This is a genomic window from Streptomyces sp. NPDC052036, from assembly GCF_040680495.1.
Lineage (GTDB): Bacteria > Actinomycetota > Actinomycetes > Streptomycetales > Streptomycetaceae > Streptomyces.
Map to the genome: position 1 here is coordinate 130,342 of NZ_JBFAWW010000009.1, position 24,619 is coordinate 154,960.

Genomic DNA, 24,619 nt, shown 5'->3' on the forward strand with positions numbered 1-24,619 from the left:
ACTATGCGACACTGTGTCGTCAGTTCAGCTCACACCCGTTCAAACATTCGGGTGAAGTGATCTTGGCCTCTATTGCTTTGGGCTGCCTGCATGCTAGGCTCGCCGCAAGTTGCAGTTTGGTTTCCTTGCAGTACAGAGCCTGCGGAGCATGTGACCGCGGGCTCTCGTCGTTTTCAGAGACATGCAGTTGTGCGGCGCTTCAGTTTTCACACTTGCAGGTTCTGGAGCAGGGCAACCCTTTGGGCCCAAGGAGGGCTTATGGCTACCGGAACCGTGAAGTGGTTCAACGCCGAAAAGGGCTTTGGTTTCATCGCCCAGGAAGGCGGCGGCCCCGACGTCTTCGTCCACTACTCCGCGATCAACGCGAACGGTTTCCGCTCGCTCGAGGAGAACCAGCAGGTGAGCTTCGACGTGACCCAGGGCCCGAAGGGCCCGCAGGCGGAGAACGTCACGGCCATCTGAGTCGCTGACCCGGAGTTTTCGGTCTTCGGTTCCAGGCCTTCGGCTCACCGGCCCTCCGGCCCATCGAGTCCGATGCTTTGATCCGGAACGGACAGCAGTACCCAAGGAGCCCCGCGCGCCATCCGGCGCAGGGGGCTCCTGCTTTTTTGCGCACACCTTTTCCCACCGGCTTCCCACCGGTTCCCCGTCAGGCGCGCATAAACCCCACCGGCCCCGAGGTCCCACAGCGGATCACCCCGCGCTTCCGCACCACGAGCGAAAGACGTCCGGAAGGCATCGGGAAGACGGCCCGTCGAGCGGCCTGGCGGCCACCCCCGCGTCCGCGCAGTCGGCCGGGAACGGCGACGCGCTCTCCCTGCTGACGCCCCTACCACTCCACCGGCAGCTCCAGCGGGAAGCGGCGGATCGTCTCCGTGTCCCAGCGGATCTCCCCCGGCGGTACCGCGAGCCGCAGTTCGGGGAAGCGTTCCAGGAGCCGTCCGATGGCCACTTCCAGTTCCGCCATGGCCATCGGTACGGCGATGCACCGGTGGCCGCCCCAGCCGAAGGTCATATGGGGCAGGTTGGGTCGGTCCGGGTCGATGAGGTCCGGGTCGGGGTAGCGCTCCGGGTCGCGGTTCGCGGTCAGGTACGACACATGGACGTAGTCGCCCGCCCGGATGAGCACCCCGTCGATCTCCACGTCCTCCAGCGCCACCCGGGGAATGCCGACGCCCTTGCGGAAGGGGATGTAGCGCAGGATCTCGTGCAGCGTGGCCGTCAGGGTCTCGGGTCGCTCGCGCAGCCGCTGCACCAGCGCGGGGCGGGTCAGCAGCAGATAGACGATGTCGCTGATCTGGCAGGTGGCCGTGTCCTGGCCGCTGAGCACCAGCGTCAGCGCCATGACCGCCAGTTCCTGGTCGTCGAGCGTGTCCTCGCCCTCCCGCGCGGCGGCCAGCGCGCTGATCAGATCGGGCCCGGGGGCGCGCCGGCGCTGTTCGACCTGTTCGCCGAAGTACGCCCGCAGTTCCGCCTTGGCGGCCGCGGCCTGCTCCCGGCTGTCCGGGCCGGTGGCGAGCAACTGGTGGACGTACTCCTGCATCCGGTCCCAGTCCGCCTCGGGGATGCCCAGGACGTCGAAGATGGTGCGCCGGGGCAGCGGGTTCGACAGATGCTCGACCAGGTCCACCGGCGGCCCCTGCGCCTCCATCTCGTCGAGCAGGGTGTCCGCGAGCCGGGTGATACGCTCCCGCATCCGCTCCACCTGCCGCTTGGAGAAGGCCTGCGAGGCGAGGTGGCGCAGCCGGCTGCTGTGCGGCGGGTCCATCACGTTGACGGACTCCGGGGAGACGATCGGCTCCGGCGTCAGCCGGGGATAGTCGGTGCCGATGATCGCCGCCCGGCTGAACCGCTGGTCGCTGGTCACCTGCCGCACCCCCTCGAACCCGGTGACCAGCCAGGCGTCGCCTTGGCCGTACGGCAGCCGGATACGGCTGAGGGAGTCGCGGCCCATGAGCTTCGCGAGCGAGGGATCGAACTCCAGGCCCTCGCTGAAGTCGAACGGGCACAGGAGGGGTTCGTTGCCTGGGGTCATCGTGCGGTCTCCGTTTCGAGCGGCCTTCGGTGTGCGTGTGCCGTCAGTCCTCCGTCACCGGCCTGACGTCGGTGGCGGCCACCGCGGCGCGCAGGCCCCGGGCGAGCTTCACGGCGTCGCCGACGGCCCAGAAGTGGACGAAGAACAGACGGGGTTCGTCCCTGAGGCCGTGGTTGTGCAGTTCTACGAGTTCGGCCCCGGCCCCCCGCAGGGCCGCGAGGACGTCCTGGACCTCCCCGGCGACCAGGCAGCAGTCGCCGCTGACGGCGGCCCGACCGCCGCCCAGCGGCTGCCAGTTGATCGCGGTCGTGGATCCCAGTCCCGGTGGCAGCACCCGATCGCCGTCGGTGACGGTCTCCCGGCGGACGAAGAGACTCTTGTAGATCCCGTCGTCGATGCTGCCCTTGACGCCCAGCGCGGCGTCGATGCCGGCGGTGTCCAGGTCGAGGGGGCGCGGCCGGACGGAAGGCGTGGGGCGGGCCGGGGGCGGGGTGCCGGTGCGGTCGAGCGCCGCGCGCAGGCCCCGGGCGAGGGCCACCGGATCGTGGCCGTGGGCGTGGATGTGCATCCACCAGACGTCCGGGCGCTGGGCGAGCAGATGCTTGTGGAGCGCGGTCTGCTCGATGCCCCGCTGGTGCAGGACATCGGCGAACCCCTGGAGTTCGGCCTCGGTGACCACCATGTCGCCCATCACCATCGTGCCGCCGTCGGCATAGCGGACGAAGGCCATGTGCGCCGCCAGGGCGAGCGCGGGTCTGACGCGGACGCCGTGGGAGAGGACGGCGAGGTCCCGGCGGGCGAAACCCGTGTGGTACATCACGTTCCGCTTCATGTCGCCGGTCCGGCCGAGCGCGTCGGCGACGCCCTTCCAGTCCGACAGCACGGTGGGCACGGGACGGACCAGCTCCCGGCCCCGCCCCTTCGCCGTCCCGGCAGACTGGGCACGGGCGCCCGTCGACACCGCGGCCAGCAGCGGCGCCACAGCCGCCGCGGCCACCACCCGTCGACGTGACGTGCCGGGGCCGGGTCGGGCGTCCTGCTGTCGGTACTCAGCCATCATGTGCGCCTCCTGACGGGATGGAAGCACGCAAGGCCCTCCACACCCGCCAGCACCGCCGCCGCCCTGGGCCAGGTGGCCCAATCACCCGCCGGTGAAGTCGGTGAAGCGGGTGGTGTCACGGAAACGCCGGGCAGTGCTCGTCGTCCCGGGCGCGCCGGCCGCGCGGTGCCCGAGCCGATACGCGGCGCCGGGCCGTCAGTCGTCGGCCAGGACCGCCGCGATCACCCGCTCCGGCGCCTCCAGCGACGGCCAGTGGCCCACGTCCGGCAGCTCCACCAGCCGTGCGCCGGGCATCCGGTCGCGGATCCGGTCGGCCATGTGCGCGCCGGAGACCGGGTCCTGAAGGCCCCACACGAACCGCAGCGGAAGATCTGTGTTCTCAAGCGCGCCGACCCACCGGTCGCGGTGCGTCTGCCGATCACGGATATAGCGGATCAGCAGATAGGAGTTCAGCTGTCCCTCGTCGCGGCTGTAGGTGCGCCACATCTCCACGCTGTCGGTCAGCGCGTCGTAGGCGGGCGGGAACGTGACGGCGAGGTCGGAGACGAACCCGTCCTCGTCGGCCCGCGCGCTCAGTGTGCGGCCGGTATCGGGGTCCAGGAGCCGGCTCTGCGCGTCCGTGCGCCGGTGCAGCTCGGGGTAGATCCCGCCGTTCATCAGTGTCATGCCGGCCAGGGCCACGGACAGCGAGCCCTCCGCACGGCGTGCGAGCAGCTCCTGCCCGACCGAGCTGCCGTAGTCGTGTGCGACGACCCGGGTGGCGCCCAGGCCGTCGTGCGCCCACAGCGCCTCCACCAGATCGGCCTGCTCCATCAGCGAGTAGTCGTGCTCGCGCGGCTTGGCGGACGCCCCGAAGCCGAGGAAGTCCGGCATCACCAGGGTGTGCCTGCGGGCCAGCTCGGGCGCGATCCTGGCCCACTGGTGGGACGACGCCGGATATCCGTGCAGGAGCGTGAGCGGAGGTCCGCTGCCCATCCGGCGTGCGAAGATCGTGCGCTCGACGCCGCGCAGGCGCAGGGGCACGTACTCGCCTTCCGACCACCAGGCCTCGACGCTGTCGATCGACATGGAGCCCCTCGCTCTCGGCTGGAGTGACATCTCCACTCTCCGCGTGGCCGACGGGCGCCGCAAACACGCATCAGGCCCACGCGTTCGTCGCGGCGCCGGGCGCTACGGCGTGTACAGCCCCTCCACCTCCCGCGAGAAGTCCCGCAGGATCGCCTCGCGGCGGAGTTTCAGAGACGGGGTCAGATGGCCGGCCTCCTCCGTGAAGTCCACGGGGAGGACCGTGAAGCGGCGGATCGACTCGGGGCGGGAGACCAGTTTGTTGGCCTCGTCCACGGCGCGCTGCAGGACCACGTACAACTCCTCGTCGTCGGCCAGGAGTTCCGGCGGTACCGGGTGCTTGCCGATCATCTGGCGCCAGTGGGTGATGCCCTCCGGGTCGAGGGTGATCAGTGCGCTGATGTAGGGGCGGCCGTCGCCGAGGACCAGGCACTGGGAGATCAGGGGGTGGGAGCGCAGCCAGTTCTCCAGCGGGGCCGGGGCCACGTTCTTGCCGCCCGCGGTGATCAGGATCTCCTTCTTCCTGCCGGTGATCGTGAGATAGCCCTGGTCGTCCAGACGGCCGATGTCACCCGTGGGGAACCAGCCGTCGGGGCCCGCCGGGACCACCCCGCCCGCGTGCGGGTCCCAGTAGCCGCGGAAGACCTGGCCGCCGGACAGCAGCACCTCGCCGTCGGCCGCGATACGCACCCTCGTGCCGGGCAGCGGCCAGCCGACCGTGCCCAGCCGGGGTTTGAGCGGTGGGGTCACGGTGGCGGCGCCGGTCGTCTCCGTCAGGCCGTACCCCTCGTAGATCCCTATGCCGGCGCCCGAGTAGAAGGCGGCGAGGCGCTGGCCGAGCGGGGAGCCGCCGGAGATGACATGGCGGACCCTGCCGCCCAGGGCGTTGCGGATACGGCGGTAGACGAGGGGGTCGTAGAAGGCCCGGGCTGTCTTCAGGGCGCGGCCCGGGCCGGAGCCGGTGCCGTGCCGACGGGCCTCCGTCGCCTCGCCGTAGCGGCGGGCCACCTCCGCGGCACGGTCGAACAGCGTCGCCCGGCCGGCGCGCTCGGCGGACGCCCGCGCGTTGTTGTAGACCTTCTCCAGCATGTAGGGGATGACCAGCAGGAAGGTCGGCCGGAAGCTCGCCAGGTCGGCCAGCAGGTCCTCCGCCTGGAGGCTCGGCGCGTGGCCGAGCCGTACCCGGGCGCGGATGCAGGCGACCGCCACCATCCGGCCGAATACATGCGACAGGGGCAGGAACAGCAGCGTGGACGGCTCGTCGCTGCTCTTCGTGCTGAAGATCGGGTGGAGGAGCTCGGTCGCGTTGTCGACCTCGGCGAGGAAGTTGCCGTGGGTCAGCGCGCAGCCCTTGGGGCGGCCCGTCGTGCCCGAGGTGTAGACGAGGGTGGCCAGGGTGTCCGGGCCCAGGACGCCCCGGCGTACGGAGATCTCCTGGTCGGGGAGCGACTGCCCCACCTGCGCCAGGCTGTCGACATGCCCCTTCTCCATCACCCACACACGGCGCAGGTCGGGCATGTGGGGGCGTTCGGGGCCGAGGGCCGCCGCCTGGGCGACCGTCTCCGTCACCAGGGCCGCGACGCCCGCGTCCTGGAGGATCCAGCGGGTCTGGAAGACGGAGGAGGTGGGGTAGACGGGGACCGTCACCAGGCCCGCCGCCCAGGCCGCGAAGTCGAGGAGCGTCCATTCGTACGTCGTACGCGCCATCACGGCGATCCGGTCGCCCGGCATCAGGCCCTCGGAGATCAGCCCCTTCGCCACGGCCAGGACCTGGTCGGCGAACTGAGCCGCCGTCACATCCGTCCAGCCGCCGTCCGCGTCGCGGCGGCTGAGGGCCCGGTGGTCGGGCGCCTCGGCCGCGTTCTCGAACGGCAGGTCGGCGAGCGAGCCGTGGGTCACCTGCGGTACCAGCGGGGGCACGTACGCCTCCCGCACCTCACCGTTCAGCCGCCGGGTCTCCGGCTCCACGAGGACCGGGCCGCCGTCGTGGTCGAGGTGGACCGGGGCGGCGGGAACGGGAGCGGACGAGTACGAGATGGGCATGGGCAGCTCCTGGGACCTGCAGCGGTGCACTGCTTCGCTGCATGGGGTACGCGCCGTGCGCACCGAGATGTTCAACCGCGGCGCGGCTCACTGTTACCGCCGGTTCAGGACCCGGATCGTACGGGGCCCGCGTGGGGAGTCTGTGCGGGTTCGGGGAGGGTCCGGGGATGGTCCGGAGGCGGGGGTGTGCGGGTTGTCCCGCGTCGGTCGGGCGTTCGTCAGGTGTCGGTCAGGGGCGTTCGAGGATCGCCGTCACCCCCTGTCCCCCGGCCGCGCAGACCGAGATGAGGCCGCGGCCCGGGGCGTCCCGCTCGGCCAGCAGCTTCGCGAGCGTCGCCACGATCCGGGCGCCCGTGGCGGCGAAGGGATGGCCGGTGGCGAGGGAGGACCCGGCGACGTTCAGCCGGGCGCGGTCCACCGGGGCGAGCCCGCGCCGCTCCCAGGCGGCGAGCGTCGCCAGCACCTGGGAGGCGAAGGCCTCGTGGATCTCGACGAGGTCGAAGTCGCCGATGCCGAGGCCCGCCCGCTCCAGCATGCGCGGGACCGCGTACGCGGGCGCCATCAGCAGTCCGTCCTCGCCGCCCGCGACGTCCCCGCCGACGAAGTCGACGGCCGCGGTCTCGTACGCCGTCAGATACGCGAGCGGCTCCAGCCCCCGCGCCCTGGCCCACTCCTCGCTCGCGAGCAGGACGACGGCGGCGCCGTCCGTGAGCGGGGTCGAATTCCCCGCGGTCATCGTCGGTTCGGGCCCGTCGGTGCCGAACACCGGCTTGAGACGGGCGAGTTTCTCCGGTGCGGAGTCGGGGCGCAGGTTCTGGTCGCGGTCGAGGCCGCGGAAGGGGACCACCAACTCCCGCAACAGGCCCCGGTCGTACGCCGCCGCCAGCCGCCGGTGGCTCGTCGCCGCCAGCTCGTCCTGCGCCTCGCGGGTGATCCCCCACGCGCGGGCGGTGACGGCGGCGTGCTCGCCCATGGACAGGCCGGTGCGCGGCTCGGCGTTGCGCGGGATGTCGGGGACCAGATGGCCGGGGCGGATCCCGGCCAGGGCCCTCAGCCGGGCGGCGGGTGACTTCGCCCGGCGGGCTCGGAGCAGGATCCGGCGCAGGGTGTCGTTCACCCCGAGGGGCACGTCGCTCGCGGTGTCCGCGCCGCCCGCGATCGCGGACTCGGTCTGCCCGAGCGCGATCTTGTTGGCGGCGGCGATCACGGCCTGCAGTCCGGTGCCGCAGGCCTGCTGGATGTCGTAGGCGGGAGTACGGGCGTCCAGCGCGGATCCCAGCACGGTCTCCCGGGCGAGGTTGAAGTCGCGGCTGTGCTTGAGCACGGCCCCGGCGACCAGTTCGCCGACCGCGCCCGGTGCTCGGAGGCCGTGGCGCCGCACGAGGGCGTCGACCACGGCAGTCAGCATCTCCTGGTTGCCGGCCGTGGCGTAGGGCCCGTCGGAGCGGGCGAAGGGGAGGCGGCTGCCGTCGAGCACGGCGACTCTGCGCACCTCACCGATCCTGAGGGAACCGCTCATCTCGACTCGCTCCTCACCCGGGGCATAGCCTTACCCCCGGTAACCTTACTTCAGGGTAAGCAGTCGAGCGAGCTGGGAGCCTGACGATGACCGACCGCTATCTGCGCTTCACGGGGACCGCCCCGGGCCGGTTCCTCACCCGGCGGCTCGGTCTGCCCCAGCCCGTGACGCTGCATCGCCGGTCGGCCGAACGCCCCGCCCTGGAGGGGCCGCTGCTGCATCTGACGGCGGGCACGTCCGCGCTGGATCTCGCCCCGGTGCTGGCCCGGACCGGACCGACCGGCGGGGACGACGGCCGTCCCGCCGCGGTGGTCCTCGACGCCACCGGCGTACGGGAGGTCGAGGCGCTCGCCGAGGTGCACGCCGCGCTGCACCCGGTCGTGCGCTCGGTCGCCGACAGCGGACGCGTGGTGGTGCTGGGCTCGCCGCTCGACGCGGCCGACCACCACCAGGCGGCGGTGCAGCAGGGCCTGGAGGGGTTCACCCGCTCCCTCGGCAAGGAGATCGGGCGGGGGCGGACCGTGACGCTGCTGCGGCTGACGGACGCGGAGGCCGCCGAGTCGACGTTGCGGTTCCTGCTCTCGCCGAGGTCCGCGTATGTGAGCGGGCAGGTCGTCGAGGTCGGTGAGGGGCCCGTCGCCGCGCCCGGGGACGGGGCGCGACCGCTCGCCGGGCGGACCGCGCTGGTGACCGGGGCCGCGCGCGGGATCGGCGAGGCGGTCGCCGAGGTGCTGGCGCGGGACGGGGCACGGGTGGTGTGCCTGGACGTGCCGGCCGCCGGGGCGGAGGTGGGGCGGGTGGCCGAGCGGCTCGGCGGGAGTGCGCTGACGCTCGACATCACGGCGGCGGACGCGGGCGCGCGAATCGCCGACGCGCTCCCCGACGGGCTGGACGTCCTCGTCCACAACGCGGGCATCACCCGGGACCGCCGGCTCGCGAACATGGCGGCGGACCGGTGGAATCCGGTGCTCGATGTGAACCTCGCGAGCGTGCTGCGCACGACGGACGCCCTGCTGTCCCGCGGGGTGCTACGGACCGGGGGGCGGATCGTGGCCACCGCGTCGATCGCCGGGATCGCCGGGAACGCGGGGCAGACGAACTACGCGACGAGCAAGGCGGGCGTGATCGGGCTCGTGCGCTCGCTGGCCCCGCGGGCGCTCGCGGAGCACGGGGTGACGGTGAACGCCGTGGCCCCCGGATTCATCGAGACGAGGATGACGGCCGCGATTCCGTTCGCCGTCCGGGAGGCGGGGCGGCGGATGAACTCTCTGGGGCAGAGCGGGCTGCCGGTGGACGTGGCGGAGACGACGGCCTGGCTGGTCCACCCGGGTTCCGGAGCGGTGAACGGGCAGGTTGTACGGGTCTGCGGCCAGAGCCTGCTGGGGGCGTAGACCATGACCGTCCGCACCGGCTCCCCCGCGCTGACCCCGCTGCTGGCCCGGGGCGCCCTTCTCTCCCCCTTCAAGCGCCCCCGGCCCGACGCCCCCTTCCCCCGGGCCCGGCTCGTGCTGCCCGGGGTGCGGATCGACGCGGACCGGCTCGCCGCCTACGAGCGGGTCTGCGGCTTCCCCACCGGGATCCACGCGCTGCCCGTCACCTACCCCCATGTCCTCGGGTTTCCGCTGGCCATGCGGATCATGGCGATCCGGGCGTTCCCCCTGCCCCTGCTCGGGCTCGTGCACACGTCCGTCGAGATCACCCAGCACGAGCCGCTCACCCCGGACGGGGAGTACGTCATCGGTGTGCGGGTGCGGGAACTCGTGCCCCATCGGCGCGGCACCGAGGCCGTCGTCGTCACCGAGGCTCACCGGGGGAAGCGGCTGCTGTGGGAGTCGGCCGGCACCTACCTGGCCCGGCACCGCACCTCCGCCGCCCCGGCCGAGGCACCCCCGCCGTCCGGTCAACCCCCTCTGCCCGCCCTCGCCGAATGGCGTCTCGCCGACGACGTGGGCCGACGCTACGCGGCCGTGTCCGGGGACGGCAACCCCATCCATCTGCACCCCCTCACCGCCCGTATGTTCGGCTTCCCCCGGGCCATCGCGCACGGCATGTGGACCGTCGCCCGGTGCCTCGCCGAACAGCCCGCCGGTTCCGCCGTGCACCTGCGTGCCGCGTTCAGGGCCCCCGTTCTGCTCCCGGGCACCGTGACCTACGCGGCGGACGGCGGACGCTTCGAACTGCGCGGCGGGGACCGGCTCCACCTCAGCGGCGAGATACGGCGGCTGCGGGAGTGAGAGTCCGCCGCCGCTCGGCGCGGCCCGGAATCCGCATGGGTCCGGCCCGGAGGGGTACCGGGGAAACATGGGTGTGCTGGCCCGCCTGGACGGTTACCAGCGACAGCATCGCTGGACGGGTTTTCCTTTGGCCGTGGCCTACAAGTTCTTCGACGACCAGGCCGCATATCTGACCGCGCTTCTGACGTACTACGGCTTTCTGTCCCTGTTCCCGCTGCTGCTCTTCCTCGTCGCCCTGCTGGGTTCCCTGCTCAGCGGCAACCCTCAGCTCCAGCACGCGGTGCTGAACTCGGCACTGGGCGAGTTCCCGGTGATCGGCGACCAGCTGGGGCACAACATCCACTCCTTCCACGGAAACGGCGTCGCCCTCGCCGTGGGTGTCGTGGGCAGTCTCTACGGAGCCCTGGGCATCGCTCAGGCCGCCCAGCTCGCTCTGAACAAGATCTTCGCGGTGCCCCGCCACGCCCGCCCCGATCCCCTCCGCTCCCGGCTGAAGGGCCTGAAGTTCCTGTCGCTGCTCGCGCTCGGGCTGCTGGTCACCACTGCCCTGTCCGCCGGGGAGTCCGAGGCCAGCGTGTTCGGCACCCGGCTGGCCATAGGGCTGCGCCTGGCCGCCGCGGCCACCGCCATCGTGCTCAACGCCGTCCTGCTGATGCTCAGCTACCGCATCCTGGCGCGCCGCCGGCTGCCGGTGCGCCTGATGTACGGCCCGGCCCTCGGCGGTGCCTGTGCCTGGCAGGTGCTCCAGTGGGGCGGCTCGTACTACGTCGGCCATGTCCTCAAGGGCGCCACGGCCACATACGGGCTGTTCGGGATCGTGCTGGGCCTGATCGCCTGGCTCTACCTCGGCGCGTTCGTGTACCTGTGCACCGCGGAGATCTGCGCGGTGCGGTGCCTGCATCTGTGGCCCCGCAGCCTGCTGAGCCCCTTCACCGACCGGGTCCACCTGAGCCCGGGCGATCTGCGCGCCTACCGGTCGTACGCGGCGACGGAGTCCTTCAAGGGCTTCGAGAAGATCACGGTCCACTTCGACCATCCCCCGCACCCGCCCCTCGACGGCGGCACACCGGAGAGCCATCCGCCCGCCGACGGCGGCACACCGTAGGACGTTCCACGCGGATCCTCTGCCGAGGACACGGAGCGCGGTGGGCGGCGGCGCCTCCAGCACGCGGGTGAGGTCTAGTCGTGGTCCGGCGGTGACCAGGGTCGGCTTTCCATGAGGTTGCCGAGGCCCGCCCAGGCAAAGTTCATGAGGGTCGCGGCGGCCTGCCGAGCGGAGACGCCCGGGGTGGCGTTCGCCCAGGCCGCGAGGGACTCCGCCGCGCCCACCAGGGCCTCGGCGAGCCCGGCCGCGTCACGCTCGGGCAGGTCGGGGTCCTGGGGGGACCTCCCCGTTCGAGCGCGGCCGGGAGCTTGGGGGCGGGCCTCGCGCGCGGCGACGGCGATGAGCTGTGTCACGAACGCGACGATCCCCTCGCGCATCGCGTCGACCTCGGCCGCGAAGGGCTCACCGTGCGTACGGGCCTGGAGGTGCAGCACCGTCCAGGCCTCCGGGTTCCGCGCGGTGTGCGTGAAGAACGCGCACAGCCCCTCCCAGAGTTGGCGGTCGGCGGGCAGACCCGGCCGGACGCCGGAGCGCACGGCCGCGGTGAGCGCGGCGGCCTCGCGGCGGATGCAGGCGGTGAAGAGGTCTTCCTTGGAGTTCAGATACAGGTACACCAACGGCTTGGAGACGCCCGCCAGTTCCGCGATCTCGTCCATCGACGCGGCCGTGTAGCCACGCCGGCCGAAGATCTGCACGGCGGCGTCCAGCATCTGCTGCTCGCGCACGGCCCGCGGCATCCGCTTGGTCTTCACGGAACCCATACGCGTAGCGTAAGCCGCCCCGACAGCGCCGGTTGCGCACTCGGCGGCGGCTCACCGTCCCGATGAGCGCTCCGTGCGCCCGGACCGGCGTCCCGCTACGACGCCTGGCCCTGCACCGGCGCCGTGTCGTCGGCCGCGTCCTCCTGGGCGCGGTTCGCCTCGATGTTGGCCTTCATACGGTCGACCTTGCGCACGACCTGCACCGAGGCACGGTCCCGCTCCCCGCGGAGCAGCACGAAACTGAGCGGTGCCGAGATCACCAGGGCGAGCAGAACCATCCACAGGCCGTTGGAGGCACCGAGGCCGCGCGGGGCGATGCCCGAGTAGACGAGGCCCCAGACGACCACGAGGCAGCCCGCGAAGATACCGAGGCGCATCAGCGTGTAGCGGAGCATCTCAATCCACTCTTCCGTTCCGTGGGAATCCCCCTGTGGGTCACCGTCCAGTGAAGCACGCGCGGCACCCGATCTTGCACGGGGGTGCGGGCGGGCCGGTCATCCCAGGGGAAGCAGCATCGTGATGTCGTCGCGGTCGTCCCCGGGCGCCACCCGTATCGCCCCGGGCACCCGGCCGACCTCCTTGTAGCCGCAGGAGCCGTAGAAGTGCTCCAGGCCGAGACCGCCGCGGCAGGTGAGCCGTATCGCCTCGATGCCCTCGATACCGCGGGCCGCGTCGGCGGCGGCCGCCAGCAGATCGCGGCCGTAGCCCTTGCCCTGATGCCGTGGGTGCACCATCACCGTGTAGAGCCACAGCCAGTGCGTCATCAGCCGGTGGGTGTTGAGGGTGAGGAACGTGCTCGCGCCCACCTGCCCCTGCGGGTCGTACCCGACGAGCAGCCGGGTGCGACCCTCGCTCATCGCCGTCAGATGCCTGAGCAGCTCCTGCCGGACCGTCTCCCGGGTGACGGGCGGCACGAACCCGACGGCCCCGCCGGCGTTGGACACGTCCGTCCACAGATCGAGGACGCCGTCGCGCAGGGCGGGCGTCATGGGCGGATCGAGGACGAAAGTAAGGGGCATGCGGCGAGGCTATCCATTACCTCGTTGCGGGCTCAAGCAAGTGTGGCGCCCCTCACCTCACGACCCTGACCTCCACAGACGTGCAGGCCCCGGCGGTGCGCGCCGGGGCCTGCACAAGGACTGGGGAGGGATCAGAGCCGCATCGGCTGGGGCGCGTCACGGCGGGCCGGGTCCGGACCGTCGTACTCGCGGATGATCTCGTACCGCGTGTTCCGCTCCACCGGGCGGAAGCCCGCGTCCCGGATCAGGTCGAGCAGGTCCTCGCGGGTCAGCTTGTTCGGCGTGCCGTAGTTGTCCGCGTCGTGCGTGATCTTGTACTCGACGACCGAGCCGTCCATGTCGTCCGCGCCGTGCTGGAGGGCCAGCTGTGCCGTCTGCACGCCGTGCATGACCCAGAAGACCTTGACGTGCGGGACGTTGTCGAAGAGCAGCCGGGAGACCGCGAAGGTCTTCAGCGCCTCCGCGCCCGTCGCCATCTGGGTGCGCGCCTGAAGGCGGTTGCGGACCTTGCCGTCCTGCATGTCCACGAAGTCGTGCTGGTAGCGCAGCGGGATGAAGACCTGGAAGCCGCCCGTCTCGTCCTGCAGCTCACGCAGCCGCAGCACATGGTCGACGCGGTGGCGCGGCTCCTCGATGTGGCCGTACAGCATGGTGGCCGGGGTCTTCAGACCCTTCTCGTGCGCCAGGCGGTGGATGCGCGACCAGTCCTCCCAGTGGGTCCGGTGGTCGACGATGTGCTGCCGGACCTCCCAGTCGAAGATCTCGGCACCGCCGCCGGTGAGCGACTCCAGACCCGCGTCGATCAGCTCGTCGAGGATCTCGGACGCGCTCAGGCCGGAGATGGTCTCGAAGTGGTGGATCTCCGTCGCGGTGAACGCCTTCAGCGAGACGTTCGGCAGGGCGGCCTTCAGCTCGCGCAGCGACCGCGGGTAGTAGCGCCACGGCAGGTTCGGGTGCAGGCCGTTGACGATGTGCAGCTCGGTGAGGCTCTCCGACTCCATCGCCTTGGCGAGCTTGACCGCCTCCTCGATGCGCATCGTGTACGCGTCCTTCTCGCCCGGCTTGCGCTGGAACGAGCAGTACGCGCAGGACGCGGTGCACACGTTCGTCATGTTGAGGTGACGGTTGACGTTGAAGTGGACCACATCGCCGTTCTTGCGGGTCCGCACCTCGTGCGCGAGGCCGCCGAGCCAGGCCAGGTCGTCCGACTCGTACAGCGCGATGCCGTCCTCGCGGGTCAGCCGCTCACCGGCCCGGACCTTGTCCTCCAGCTCGCGCTTGAGCCCGACATCCATGCTTCTGCCTCTCCCTTTGGACAAAACCGACCCCACCGTACCTCCGCCCCGCGGGCGGACGGCGCCCCACCCGGCACCTCCACCGGGCGGCCCCCGCACGGCGCCGTGCGCCTACTGCGTCTCCGGAAGCTCCCCCACCCGGTTCTCCCACTTCGTGGACAGCACGATCGTGGTCCGCGTACGGGAGACGCCCTTGGTGCCGGAGAGCCGGCGGATGGTCTTCTCCAGGCCGTCCACGTCGTTCGCGCGCACCTTGAGCATGAAGGAGTCGTCGCCGGCGATGAACCAGCAGTCCTCGATCTCCTGAAGGTCCTTCAACCGGTGCGCCACGTCTTCGTGGTCCGCTGCGTCGGAGAGCGAGATGCCGATGAGGGCGGTGACCCCGAGCCCGAGGGAGGCCGCATCGACGGTCGCACGGTAACCGGTGATGACCCCGGCCGCCTCAAGCCGGTTGATGCGGTCGGTGACGCTGGGCCCGGACAGGCCGACAAGACGTCCCAGCTCCGCGTAGGAGGCCCGGCCGTTCTCCCTCAGGGCCTGGATGAGCTGCCTGTCCACCGCGTCCATGCGATCGAAGCCTTCCACTGAAGAGGTCTGATACAGAAGGTCTGAAGAGATCTGTTTACAGAGGTCTGAAGAGATCTGCCGCAGAGGGTCCGAAGAGATCTGATGCAGAGGTCTGAAGAGGTGCTGAAAGTGCTGCGGACTGCCGCGGCCCGGCCCGTGAGGCGCTCGGCCGGCTCTCACGTCGTACGGCTGCCCCCGCCCAGTTCGCCCTGCCAGCGGCGGTAGAGCCCGTGCTCCACTCCCACCGTGTCGAGCACCCGCCCGGCCACGAAGTCCACCAGGTCCTGGATGTGCGTGGCCCCGGCGTAGAAGGCGGGCGAGGCGGGCACCACGACCGCGCCCGCGTCGTCCAGGGCCACCAGGTGGCGCAGCGTCTGGCCGTTCAGCGGGGTCTCCCGTACGGCGACGGCCAGCGGACGGCCCTCCTTCAGGGTCACGCTCGCCGCCCGCTGCAACAGGTCCTTCGACAGCCCGAGTGCGACCCCCGCCACGCACGCCGTCGAGGCCGGCACGATCAGCATCCCCTTGGCCGGATAGGACCCCGAGGACGGCCCGGCGGCCAGGTCCCCGGCACTCCAATGCCGTACCCCCGTGATGTCCACGTCGAAGGTCCCGGGCTTTCCGTCGGCACCGCGGGACAGCCAGGCCCGCAGATCGTCCTGCCAGTGGGCGTCCCGGAACGGCAGGCCCGTCTCGTCGAGCAGCGTGAGCCGGGAGGCCCGGCTGACCACGAGATCGACGCTCTCGCCCGCGTCGAGGAGTCCGCGCAGCACGGCAGCGGCGTAGGGGGTGCCCGAAGCACCCGAAACCCCCACGATCCAAGGCGTACGCGGCGTCTCTCCTGGCTTGACTGGGTTCACGCCCCCGAGCCTATCCGGCGTCGCACACGGGCGACCGGCCAAGGTCCCGGCAGAGCGGACGGTGTGACCGGGGCCGGGGTCAGGACCGGGCGGGCGCCTTCGGGTCCACCGGCAGCCCGCTGGTCGTCAGCGTCAGCTTGCCCAGCGGGGAGTCGACGGTCAGGTCGGGGCCGTACGGGATGGTGTCGCGGCCGCGGTAGCCGTCGGGGCCGGGGTTCCACATCGTGACGACATGGCCCTTGAGCGGGTCGAGAACCAGGTAGTTGGCGATGCCGCGGGAGGCGTACCAGCGGGGCTTGACCTCGTAGTCGCGGCGGACGCTTTCCGGGGAAACCACCTCGGCGACGAGCTCGATCAGGTCGGACGGGTACGCGCTGCGGTTCTCGGCCTCCGCCTCGGCCGGGATGACCGCGATGTCCGGGCAGAACTCGTTGGCGTCGTCGAACGGGAACGCCACATCGCTCACCAGGGACCACCCCGGCGGCAGCTGTTCCTCGAGGAGTGCCCACACCCGCTGGATCGTCTTCCCGTGGAACGGCCTGACCGGGTTCATCACGATGCTGCCCTCGACAATCTCCGTCACATAGCCGGGGAACATGTCCTCCAGCCTGCTGAGCTGCGAGTGCAGGCGGTCGATGCCCGAGATGGTCACGGCGGCCTCCCTGGGGTCCTGCCCTCGATGGTAGGCCGCACCGTGGTCAGACGCTCAGACCCCGAACGAGAAGATCGAGCAGCGCGCACACGAACAGGGCAATCCCGATGAAGCCGTTGACGCTGAAGAACGCGCGGTTCAGGCGGCTCAGGTCGTGCGGCCGCACGATCGAGTGCTCGTAGACGAAGGCACCCGCCACGATCACCAGGCCGAGCCAGAAGAAGAAGCCAGCGCCGGTGGCGACCGCGTACCAGACGAACAGCGCCGTCACGATCGCGTGGCAGACCCGGGCGGCCCGGATCGCCGTCGGGATGCCGAAGCGGGCCGGCACCGACATGACCCCGATCTCGCGGTCCGTCTCCACGTCCTGGCAGGCGTAGATCAGGTCGAAGCCGCCGATCCAGATGCCCACCGCGAGGCCGAGGATCACCGCGTCCCAGTCCCACCTGCCGCTGATCGCCAGCCAGCCGCCGATCGGGCCCATGGCCTGGGCGAGGCCCAGGATCGCCTGCGGGAAGTTCGTGAACCTCTTGCCGTACGGGTACACCACCATCGGGATCACCGCGATGGGGGCGAGGGCCAGGCAGAGGGGGTTGAGCAGGGCCGCCGCGCCCAGGAAGATCACCAGGGCGATGAGGGCGCCGGTCCAGGCATGGCGGACCGACATCGCTCCGGTCACCAGCTCGCGGTGCGCCGTGCGCGGGTTCCGGGCGTCGATCTCCCGGTCGATGATCCGGTTGACCGCCATGGCGAACGTCCGCAGACCCACCATGCAGACGGTGACCAGCAGCAGCCGTCCCCAGTGGATGTTCCGGTCCCACTGGTACATCGCGGTCAGCGCGGCGATGTACGCGAAGGGCAGGGCGAAGACGGAGTGCTCGATCATCACCAGGCGCAGAAACGCCTTGGTGCGTCCCGGCTGCGGGATCGCGGCGGAAGCGCTGCTCACAGGCCGTACTCCGGTTCGCCCCCGCGACGGCGGGAAAACCCCGTCGCCGCCCTGCCTGCTTCCTGCATGGCCGTACGCATCACAGCCCGTACTCCTTCCAGCGCCGGGTCACCTTCGCCGCAGTCTCCTCGTCCGACAGGACCATCTCGGGCCAGCCGCCGTCCCTCGTGTAACCCTCCTCGGGCCACTTCTTCGTCGCGTCGATGCCCGCCTTGCCGCCCCAGAACTGCTGGTAGGAGGCGTGGTCGAGATGGTCGACGGGACCCTCGACGACGGTGAGGTCGCGGGCGTAGTCCGTGTTGCCGAGGGCACGCCAGGCGACCTCGTGCAGATCGTGCACATCGCAGTCGGAGTCGACGACCACGATCAGCTTCGTCAGCGACATCATGTGCGCGCCCCAGATGGCGTGCATCACCTTCTGGGCGTGCTTGGGGTACTTCTTGTCGATCGACACGATCGCACAGTTGTGGAAGCCGCCCGCCTCGGGCAGGTGGTAGTCCACGATGTCCGGCACGATGATCTTGAGCAGCGGCAGGAAGAAGCGTTCGGTGGCCCGGCCCAGCGGACCGTCCTCCGTCGGGGGGCGGCCCACGACGATCGACTGGAGCAGCGGGCGCTTGCGCATGGTGACGCAGTCGATCTTCAGGGCCGGGAAGGGCTCCTGCGGCGTGTAGAAGCCGGTGTGGTCGCCGAACGGTCCCTCGGGGAGCATCTCGCCGGGCTCCAGCCAGCCCTCCAGGACGACCTCCGCGTTGGCAGGAACCTGGAGCGGGACCGTCTTGCAGTCGACCATCTCGATCCGCCGGCCCGCGATGAACCCGGCGAAAAGGTACTCGTCGATGTCGCCGGGCAGCGGCGCGGTCGAGGCGTACGTCACCGCGGGCGGACACCCGAAGGCGATGGCGACCGGCAGCCGCTCGCCGCGCCGGGCCGCCACCTGGTAGTGGTTGCGGCTGTCCTTGTGGATCTGCCAGTGCATGCCGATCGTGCGCTTGTCGTGGCGCTGGAGGCGGTACAGCCCGAGGTTGCGGATCCCGGTCTCCGGGTCCTTGGTGTGGGTGAGCCCGAGGTTGAAGAAGGAGCCGCCGTCCTGGGGCCAGGTGAACAGGGCCGGGAGGGCGTCGAGGTCGACGTCGTCGCCGCGCAGGACGACCTCCTGCACCGGGGCGCTGTCCGCCTTGACCTTCTTCGGCGGCACATGCGCCATCGCGCCGAGCTTCCCGAAGGCCTCGCGCATGCCGACGAACCCGTGCGGCAGTTCGGGCCGGAGCAGACCGCCGATCTTCTCGGAGATCTCGCCGTACGACTTCAGGCCGAGGGCCTTCAGCAGTCGGCGGTCGGTACCGAACACGTTCATGGCGAGCGGCATGCGCGAGCCGCGCACGTTCTCGAAGAGCAGCGCGGGCCCGCCCGATTTCTGCACCCGGTCGACGATCTCCCCGACCTCCAGATAGGGGTCGACCTCGGCTTTGATGCGCTTGAGGTCTCCCTCGCGCTCCAGCGCCCGGAGCAGGGACCGAAGATCGTCGTAAGCCATGCGATCCAGTATCCGGTACCGGCTAACCTGACCCCGTCACCGGGGCCGTCCCACGCTCCGCCGTCGTCTCCTGGGGGATCCCACCACCATGTTCAGGTATCTGCCCTACCTGCTGGTCCTGGCGCTGTGGATATACGCCTTCATCGACTGCCTGAACACCCCCGAGGAGCAGGTGCGGGGGCTGCCCAAGGTGGTGTGGGTCATCATCATCCTGCTCTTCGGCGAGGTGCTGGTCGGACCGATCGCCTGGCTCGTGGCGGGCAAGGTGCGCCATCCCGCGGTGAACGGCTCCACCCCCTCCGAGTGGCACCGCAACCACCGTATGGACTGGGTCGCGCCCGACGACAATCCGGAGTTCCTCAGGTCGCTGAAGGAGGAGACCAAGAAGGACGAGGCGCTGTTGAAGGACTGGGAGGCCGATCTGCGCCGCCGCGAGGAGGAGTTGCGCCGCCGGGAACGCGGCGAGGACCCCAAGGACTGAGCGGACCGGGACCGTCCGATGGAACTCCGGCTGCTCGTCACGTTCGAGAAGGTCGCCACCCTCCTCAGCTTCACCCGCGCCGCGGCGGAACTGGCCTACGCGCAGTCCAGCGTGACCGGCCAGGTCCGCGCCCTGGAGGCCGCGCTCGGCACGGAACTCTTCGACCGGCTCGGCAGCCGCATCCGGCTCACCGAGGCCGGCGAGCGGCTGCTGCCCTACGCACGGCGGATCATCGAGCTGAGCGAGGAGGCCCGGGCGGCGGTGGCCGGTGCGGAGGAACCGGCGGGCTCCCTCACCGTCGGCACCATGGAGTCGCTGACCTCGTACCGTCTGCCCCCGCTGTTGGAGTTGTTCCACCACCGCTACCCCAGGGTGCGGCTGTCGCTGCGGACCACCATCGGTGACGAGACCCGGCAGGCACTGCGGGTGGGGGCGTACGACCTGGGCTTCCTGATGGAGGAGGAGACCGGGCACGCCGGGCTGGAGACGGCGGTGCTGGCCGAGGAGCCGCTGGCACTGGTGGCGGCGCCCGGACATCCCCTGGCCCCGGGGCCGGTCGCGACGGCCGATCTCGTGGGGCAGTCCCTGCTGGCGACCGAACCCGGCTGTGCCTACCGGGACTTGTTCGAGCGGGAACTCAGTGCTCTCGGGCCCGTGGACTTCAGGGAGTTCGGCACCATCGAGGCCACCAAACGCGCGGCGGCGGCCGGTCTCGGGGTCTCGCTGCTGCCCGAGGTGACGGTCGCCGCCGAACTCGCGGAGGGCTCTTTGGTACGTCTGCCGTGGGAGCCGCCGTTCACGCTTCGCACGCAGCTGGCGTGGCGGGCCGGGAAGCGGCTTCCGGCGCATGCCCGGCTGTTCGTGGAACAGACGCGGCGCCTCGTGGCCGAGGAGTCGGGGCAAGGGTGACGCGCAGGCTCGCGAGGACGATCAGCGGGACGCCGAGGGCCTGGACGAGTCCGATGTGGTGGCCGTACACCGCCCAGTCCATGATCATCGCGACCGCCGGGTAGACGAAGGCCAGTACGGCGATCTTCGCGGTCGGCAGCTTGGCGTAGGCGGCGTACATGAGGACGTACATCAGACCGGTGTGGATGACGCCCAGCCCGACCAGCCAGCCCCAGTCCGCGCCCTCGATGGGGGTCCCCCCTGCTCGAGCGAAGCCGAGAGCTTGGGGGAGCATGGCGCCGAAGTCGGCGAAGGGCAGGAGCAGAGGGATGCCGACGAGGACCTGCACCAGGGCGATGAGGTGGGGGCGTACGCCCGTGATGCGCTTGGTGACCAGGGTCGACAGCCCGTACAGCAGCGCGGCGAGGAGGGCCTGGCCCACGCCCAGGAGGTACGAGCCGCCGTTCCCGAAGTCGCGGGGTGTGACGCCCGAGACGAGGATCAGCCCGACGAAGGCGACGGCCACCCAGCCGGCCTTCGCGGCGGTGAGCCGCTCGCGGAACAGCAGGGCGCCCAGCAGGACCACGTAGAACGGCTGGGTGTGGTAGACGACCGTGGCCACGGAGATGGACGTGTTCCGGTACGCCTCGAACAGCAGGACCCAGTTGCAGACGATGAACACGCCGCCGAGGACGGCCAGTCCCAGGGTGCGCGGGGTGAAGCCGTGGCCGCGCAGCCAGCCGCGGGCGACGACATAGGTGCCGAGGGCGAGGGCGCCGAACAGCACACGGAAGAAGACGACGTCGAAAGGCGAGGCGCCCGACTCGACGACGAAGACACCGAGGGTGCCGGAGAGCACCATCGCGGTCGTCAGCTGGGCCGTGCCTTTGTTCTCGGGGGTCATGCCCAGGACGCTACGAGCGGGCGGCCCGGCCGGTCCACGCGCCGGCGGGGCGTCCTGCCGATGGGCCCATCGGCCCCGCCGATGGCGGCGACCGCCTGGGCGGCCCTTCCACGGGGTCACGGGACGTCCGGCCCCCGCCCGCCCCCGGCGCCCGGCCGGCGGATTCAGGAGGGGGCGAACGTATCGCCCCGCACGGTTCGGGGAACGGAAGCTATATGGGCATATGGAACAAACGAGACAATATGCTGGTGCATGAGGCCGAGCCGTACAACGCCGAACCGCCTCCCGGCGCCCTTGTCTCCCCGCTCACCCCCCTGGACACCTTCTACGGCCGCAACCACGGGCCGATCCCCCGTGTCGACGTGGCCCGCTGGCGGCTGCGGGTGGAGGGGTTGGTCGAACACACGCTTGAATTGTCGCTCGACGACCTGCGGCGCCGCTTCCCCGAGCGGACGGTGGTGGCGACACTGCAGTGCGCCGGTAACCGCCGCGCCGATCTCATGGAGTTCCGCGACATACCGGGCCAGGTCCCCTGGGGCCCGGCGGCCACCTCCACCGCATGCTGGAGCGGGGTGCGCCTGGCGGATGTGCTGGCAGCGGCCGGACTGCGCGGGGAGGCCGCCCATATCGCCTTCACCGGCACCGACGTGTCGCAGCAGGCCGACCCGCCGGGACCCTTCGGCGGCTCCGTCCCGGTGACGAAGGCGGCCTCCGACGAGGTGCTGCTGGCCTGGGCGATGAACGGCGAGGCGCTGCCCGCCGCGCACGGCGCTCCGCTGCGCGTGGTCGTCCCGGGCTGGATCGGCGCCCGCAGCGTGAAATGGCTCCGGTGCATCACCGCACGCGCCGAACCCTCCGACAACTACTTCCAGACCGAGTACAGCATCCTGCCGCCGGAGGCCGACCCCCGCACGGCCGGGCCGGGCGACGGCATCACACTGGGCCCGATCGCCCTCCACTGCGCCATCCTGCAGCCCGACAGGAACTCCTGGCTGCCTGCCGGGCCGACCGAGGTCACCGGCTACGCCCTCGCCGGAGAGGACCGGACCGTGGCACGCGTGGACGTCTCCCCCGACAACGGCAGAAGCTGGACCCACGCCGATCTGGACGCACCGGAGAACCCCTGGACCTGGCAGCACTGGCGCACCACGCTCACCCTGCCGGTGGGCGAGACGGAGCTCCTCGCCCGCGCCTGGGACTCCACCGGGGCCGTGGAGCCCGAATCGCCGGCGACGGTCTGGAACCCCAGGGGGTACGCCAACAACTCCTGGGCCGGCCTGCACCTCACCTGCCACACCTGACGATCGACCGCGGTGCAAGACGATCATTCGCGGCCCGACAGCGGGCAACTTTCGTAACCCAACGGACATCACGCACCCTAGTCCGAATCAACTCCCCCTTTTTACACTGGTATTGGTAGACCTCACAGCAGCACATCGGATCGGACCGCTCCGGGGGGAGACGCGGTGCACAGATCGCTGCACGGCCGGGGGCCGCTGTTCGACGCCGATCCGCCGGGCCTCGCTGCTCGGCTCGTCGGTCTGCGTCCGTACCAGCTCCGCTCCTCGCTGCAGGAACACCAGGGCGACCTGCCGTTCGTGGTGTTCGCCGGCGGGCGCGGCATCGGCAGGACCGCCCTGCTCGCCGAGGTGCGCACCGCCTACCAGGGGCATACGCCCGTCGCACTGGTCGACGCCGAGGAGGCGCAGTTCACGGCGCCGCCCCCGGATCGGCCCGCCGAGGCGTGGTCGCCCCTCGCCCAGGCCCTCACGACCGTCGCCGAACAGCTCGCCGAGCCTGTGAAGGGAGCCGGGCGGATCAACTTCCCACGGCTCGCCTCGGGGCTGCTGGCCGTCGCGGCGGGCGGCTGGAGCGACCGGGACGTGCCCCGGATCCGGCAGGAGGCCGAGCGGATCCTGCTGCTGAACGACGCCCGTTCCTTCCTCGACGGGTTCGCGGGGCGCTGGGTGGGCAAGGTGGTCGCGAAACTCGTCGCCTCCATGTCGAACACCGGGCCCGTCGTCGAGCCGATCATCGAGGCGACCCTGGAGTCCTTCAGCGAGGGGGTCTCGCCGACCCACCGGCGGTTACGCAGGGCCGCCACCTGGTACCGGGACTACCCGAACGCGGGCGGCAACCCCAAGCTGGGGCTGATCCTGCTCTCGGGGCACTTCCGGGCGGGCGGCGACTCCCGTGCCCACGCCGAGCGCCATCTCGTACGGGCCCTGCTGGCCGACCTCGACGACGCCTACGCCGGGGTCATGCAGCGCTCCCACCGGCTGGGTCGCCCGGTCGTGCTCATCGACAACGTGCAGGCACCCGCCGGGCGCGGCCTCATGGAGTCCGTGCTGCGCGACCGAGCGGACGGCATCCGCGACCAGGTCGTCTTCTTCTCCGCCCTGCGCGGTAGCACCCTCCCCCACTCCCGGCCGCACTCGGGCGGCGGGACCCCCGTCTCGCTCCGCAACGCCGGACGCCGCTCCCTCACGGAGGTCGCCCGCACCACCGGCTGGGAGCCGGGCGCCTCCCCGTCCTCCCGGGCGCTGCTCGTCACGCTGCCGCCGCTGACGCCCGACGACACCCTGCACATCGTGGGCGCCGCGTGCCGGGGCCTTCAGATGCCACCCCAGCTTCCGCACGCCACCCACCGGCTGACCGGCGGCAGCCCGCTCGGCATCACCCTGCTCGCCGAGTCGGCCCGGCAGAACCTGCCGCGCGGGGCCCGGTCCCTCGGTGCGCTGCTCACCGCGGACGTCGCCCTGCACGCGGACCACGACGGCCACCCCGCCTACCGGCAGCTGCTCGACCGGCTGGTGCCGGGCGGCCGCATCGACGAGCTGACCGTGCTCGCCGCCGCGCACGACCGGGACTCGGCGCTGGCACTCGCCGAGGACCGGCTCCCGGACGACTTCGGCGCGGCCGGGGTGCTCGGTCTGCAGGAGCGGCTCGCCGAGGAGGGGTGGCCGACGGCGGCCGGGCAGTTCGTCGGCGACCCGTTCCTGCGGGCCCTGCTCCTGCTGCGGCTGCACCACCTCGACACGGGGCACGCGCAGTGGCAGGCGACCCATCGGGCGGTCATCGACCACTACGGCGAGCGGGACACCCCGGACGCGCCCCGCTACCGACTGCACCACGAACTGGCCCTCGGCAAGGCCGACTTCGCGGTGGCGCATCTGCGGGACGCCTTCCCGGACACCGAGGTCGGCGCCTGGCTGTCCGAGCTGGTCTTCATCGCCTCCGCGCCCTACTACCCCGCACGCGACCCCGAGGGCCACGACTTCGACGGCCACGACCACCGGGCCGCGGTGGCGCTCGGCCGTACGGACCCGGCGCAGCGGCCGCCCGAGGGCGTGGACACCGCCCTGCACCTGCGCGTACGGCGGCTGCTGCACGCGGTGTGGCAGCTGACCGATCCGCTGGTGCTGCCCGACCCCAAGGTGGCCGAGCGGCTGCGTTTCGAACTGGAGCAGCTGTCGAACCTGCGGCCCGGGGGCACGGCCCTGCTGTGGCGTGCCTCGCGCGACTGGCCCTCGGACGCGCTGGCCGGCCGTCCCCTGCGCATCCCGGTCGACGACGAGGACGGGGGGCAGGGGTGAGGGGCCCGGCGGGCGGGGCCCCGGGGCTGAGCGGTACGGGGGCGACGGA

Annotated in this window: 23 protein-coding genes; 8 read left to right on the plus strand and 15 right to left on the minus strand. The window is 71.4% G+C overall.

Features of this window, described 5'->3' with window-relative positions; genetic code table 11:
* Positions 1-258 precede the first annotated feature (258 nt).
* Positions 259-462: a cold-shock protein gene (locus AB0L95_RS15785; protein WP_043442843.1), complete on the plus strand. Its 204-nt coding sequence runs from the start codon at positions 259-261 to the stop codon at positions 460-462.
* Positions 463-829: 367 nt separating this feature from the next.
* Here AB0L95_RS15785 and AB0L95_RS15790 read toward each other — a convergent pair whose 3' ends face one another.
* From AB0L95_RS15790 to AB0L95_RS15810, 5 genes are all read right to left on the minus strand, one after another.
* On the minus strand, positions 830-2,035 hold the full coding sequence (locus tag AB0L95_RS15790; RefSeq protein WP_365162113.1) for a cytochrome P450: 1,206 nt from the start codon (positions 2,033-2,035) through the stop codon (positions 830-832).
* Between the two features lie 43 nt (positions 2,036-2,078).
* The gene (locus AB0L95_RS15795; protein ID WP_365162115.1) at positions 2,079-3,095 is read right to left on the minus strand and encodes a DUF1259 domain-containing protein; all 1,017 of its coding nucleotides are present in this window, start codon (positions 3,093-3,095) and stop codon (positions 2,079-2,081) included.
* A gap of 195 nt (positions 3,096-3,290) precedes the next feature.
* Complete coding sequence (locus AB0L95_RS15800) at positions 3,291-4,163, minus strand: alpha/beta hydrolase (RefSeq protein WP_365162117.1); 873 nt, start codon at positions 4,161-4,163, stop codon at positions 3,291-3,293.
* A gap of 102 nt (positions 4,164-4,265) precedes the next feature.
* Positions 4,266-6,203 (minus strand): AMP-binding protein, encoded by a 1,938-nt coding sequence (locus AB0L95_RS15805; protein ID WP_365162119.1) that lies wholly within the window; start codon positions 6,201-6,203, stop codon positions 4,266-4,268.
* A 229-nt stretch (positions 6,204-6,432) separates the two neighbouring features.
* Positions 6,433-7,722 (minus strand): acetyl-CoA C-acetyltransferase, encoded by a 1,290-nt coding sequence (locus AB0L95_RS15810; protein WP_365162121.1) that lies wholly within the window; start codon positions 7,720-7,722, stop codon positions 6,433-6,435.
* A gap of 86 nt (positions 7,723-7,808) precedes the next feature.
* Between AB0L95_RS15810 and AB0L95_RS15815 the strand changes: the two genes are divergently transcribed.
* From AB0L95_RS15815 to AB0L95_RS15825, 3 genes are all read left to right on the plus strand, one after another.
* A complete protein-coding gene (locus AB0L95_RS15815) occupies positions 7,809-9,113 on the plus strand; it encodes a 3-oxoacyl-ACP reductase (RefSeq protein ID WP_365162122.1) in 1,305 nt (434 codons plus the stop codon).
* Between the two features lie 3 nt (positions 9,114-9,116).
* A complete protein-coding gene (locus AB0L95_RS15820; RefSeq protein WP_365162124.1) occupies positions 9,117-9,956 on the plus strand; it encodes a MaoC/PaaZ C-terminal domain-containing protein in 840 nt (279 codons plus the stop codon).
* 133 nt (positions 9,957-10,089) lie between these two features.
* Positions 10,090-11,061 (plus strand): YihY/virulence factor BrkB family protein, encoded by a 972-nt coding sequence (locus tag AB0L95_RS15825; RefSeq protein ID WP_365162126.1) that lies wholly within the window; start codon positions 10,090-10,092, stop codon positions 11,059-11,061.
* A 74-nt stretch (positions 11,062-11,135) separates the two neighbouring features.
* Here AB0L95_RS15825 and AB0L95_RS15830 read toward each other — a convergent pair whose 3' ends face one another.
* The 9 genes from AB0L95_RS15830 to AB0L95_RS15870 form a co-directional block, all read right to left on the minus strand.
* On the minus strand, positions 11,136-11,822 hold the full coding sequence (locus tag AB0L95_RS15830; protein WP_365162127.1) for a TetR/AcrR family transcriptional regulator: 687 nt from the start codon (positions 11,820-11,822) through the stop codon (positions 11,136-11,138).
* 95 nt (positions 11,823-11,917) lie between these two features.
* Positions 11,918-12,217 carry a DUF4229 domain-containing protein gene (locus AB0L95_RS15835; protein ID WP_365162129.1) on the minus strand — a complete coding sequence of 100 codons (300 nt, stop codon included), beginning with the start codon at positions 12,215-12,217 and terminating at the stop codon, positions 11,918-11,920.
* A 99-nt stretch (positions 12,218-12,316) separates the two neighbouring features.
* Positions 12,317-12,841, minus strand: coding sequence for a GNAT family N-acetyltransferase (locus tag AB0L95_RS15840; RefSeq protein ID WP_365162131.1), 525 nt, complete (start codon positions 12,839-12,841; stop codon positions 12,317-12,319).
* A 131-nt stretch (positions 12,842-12,972) separates the two neighbouring features.
* Positions 12,973-14,136, minus strand: coding sequence for an aminofutalosine synthase MqnE (gene mqnE, locus AB0L95_RS15845; protein WP_365162133.1), 1,164 nt, complete (start codon positions 14,134-14,136; stop codon positions 12,973-12,975).
* 111 nt (positions 14,137-14,247) lie between these two features.
* Positions 14,248-14,703 carry an Lrp/AsnC family transcriptional regulator gene (locus AB0L95_RS15850; RefSeq protein WP_365162135.1) on the minus strand — a complete coding sequence of 152 codons (456 nt, stop codon included), beginning with the start codon at positions 14,701-14,703 and terminating at the stop codon, positions 14,248-14,250.
* Positions 14,704-14,879: 176 nt separating this feature from the next.
* A complete protein-coding gene (locus tag AB0L95_RS15855) occupies positions 14,880-15,563 on the minus strand; it encodes a UbiX family flavin prenyltransferase (RefSeq protein ID WP_365162137.1) in 684 nt (227 codons plus the stop codon).
* 79 nt (positions 15,564-15,642) lie between these two features.
* A complete protein-coding gene (locus AB0L95_RS15860; RefSeq protein ID WP_365162139.1) occupies positions 15,643-16,215 on the minus strand; it encodes a Uma2 family endonuclease in 573 nt (190 codons plus the stop codon).
* A 46-nt stretch (positions 16,216-16,261) separates the two neighbouring features.
* A complete protein-coding gene (mqnP, locus tag AB0L95_RS15865) occupies positions 16,262-17,164 on the minus strand; it encodes a menaquinone biosynthesis prenyltransferase MqnP (RefSeq protein ID WP_365162141.1) in 903 nt (300 codons plus the stop codon).
* Between the two features lie 79 nt (positions 17,165-17,243).
* On the minus strand, positions 17,244-18,701 hold the full coding sequence (locus AB0L95_RS15870; RefSeq protein ID WP_365162142.1) for a menaquinone biosynthesis decarboxylase: 1,458 nt from the start codon (positions 18,699-18,701) through the stop codon (positions 17,244-17,246).
* A gap of 88 nt (positions 18,702-18,789) precedes the next feature.
* On the opposite strand from AB0L95_RS15870, the gene AB0L95_RS15875 reads away from it, so the two are divergent.
* Both AB0L95_RS15875 and AB0L95_RS15880 read left to right on the plus strand, forming a co-directional pair.
* A complete protein-coding gene (locus tag AB0L95_RS15875; RefSeq protein ID WP_365162144.1) occupies positions 18,790-19,182 on the plus strand; it encodes a PLD nuclease N-terminal domain-containing protein in 393 nt (130 codons plus the stop codon).
* 18 nt (positions 19,183-19,200) lie between these two features.
* Positions 19,201-20,091 carry a LysR family transcriptional regulator gene (locus AB0L95_RS15880; protein WP_365162146.1) on the plus strand — a complete coding sequence of 297 codons (891 nt, stop codon included), beginning with the start codon at positions 19,201-19,203 and terminating at the stop codon, positions 20,089-20,091.
* Here AB0L95_RS15880 and AB0L95_RS15885 read toward each other — a convergent pair.
* The gene (locus AB0L95_RS15885; protein ID WP_365162148.1) at positions 19,979-20,974 is read right to left on the minus strand and encodes a DMT family transporter; all 996 of its coding nucleotides are present in this window, start codon (positions 20,972-20,974) and stop codon (positions 19,979-19,981) included. The two genes, AB0L95_RS15880 and AB0L95_RS15885, sit on opposite strands and share 113 nt — an antisense overlap.
* A gap of 242 nt (positions 20,975-21,216) precedes the next feature.
* Here AB0L95_RS15885 and AB0L95_RS15890 point away from each other — a divergent pair, with 242 nt between their 5' ends.
* Entirely contained in the window at positions 21,217-22,275 is a 1,059-nt protein-coding gene (locus AB0L95_RS15890; RefSeq protein WP_365162150.1) for a sulfite oxidase, read from the plus strand.
* A gap of 165 nt (positions 22,276-22,440) precedes the next feature.
* Complete coding sequence (locus AB0L95_RS15895) at positions 22,441-24,570, plus strand: hypothetical protein (RefSeq protein ID WP_365162152.1); 2,130 nt, start codon at positions 22,441-22,443, stop codon at positions 24,568-24,570.
* Positions 24,571-24,619 lie beyond the last annotated feature (49 nt).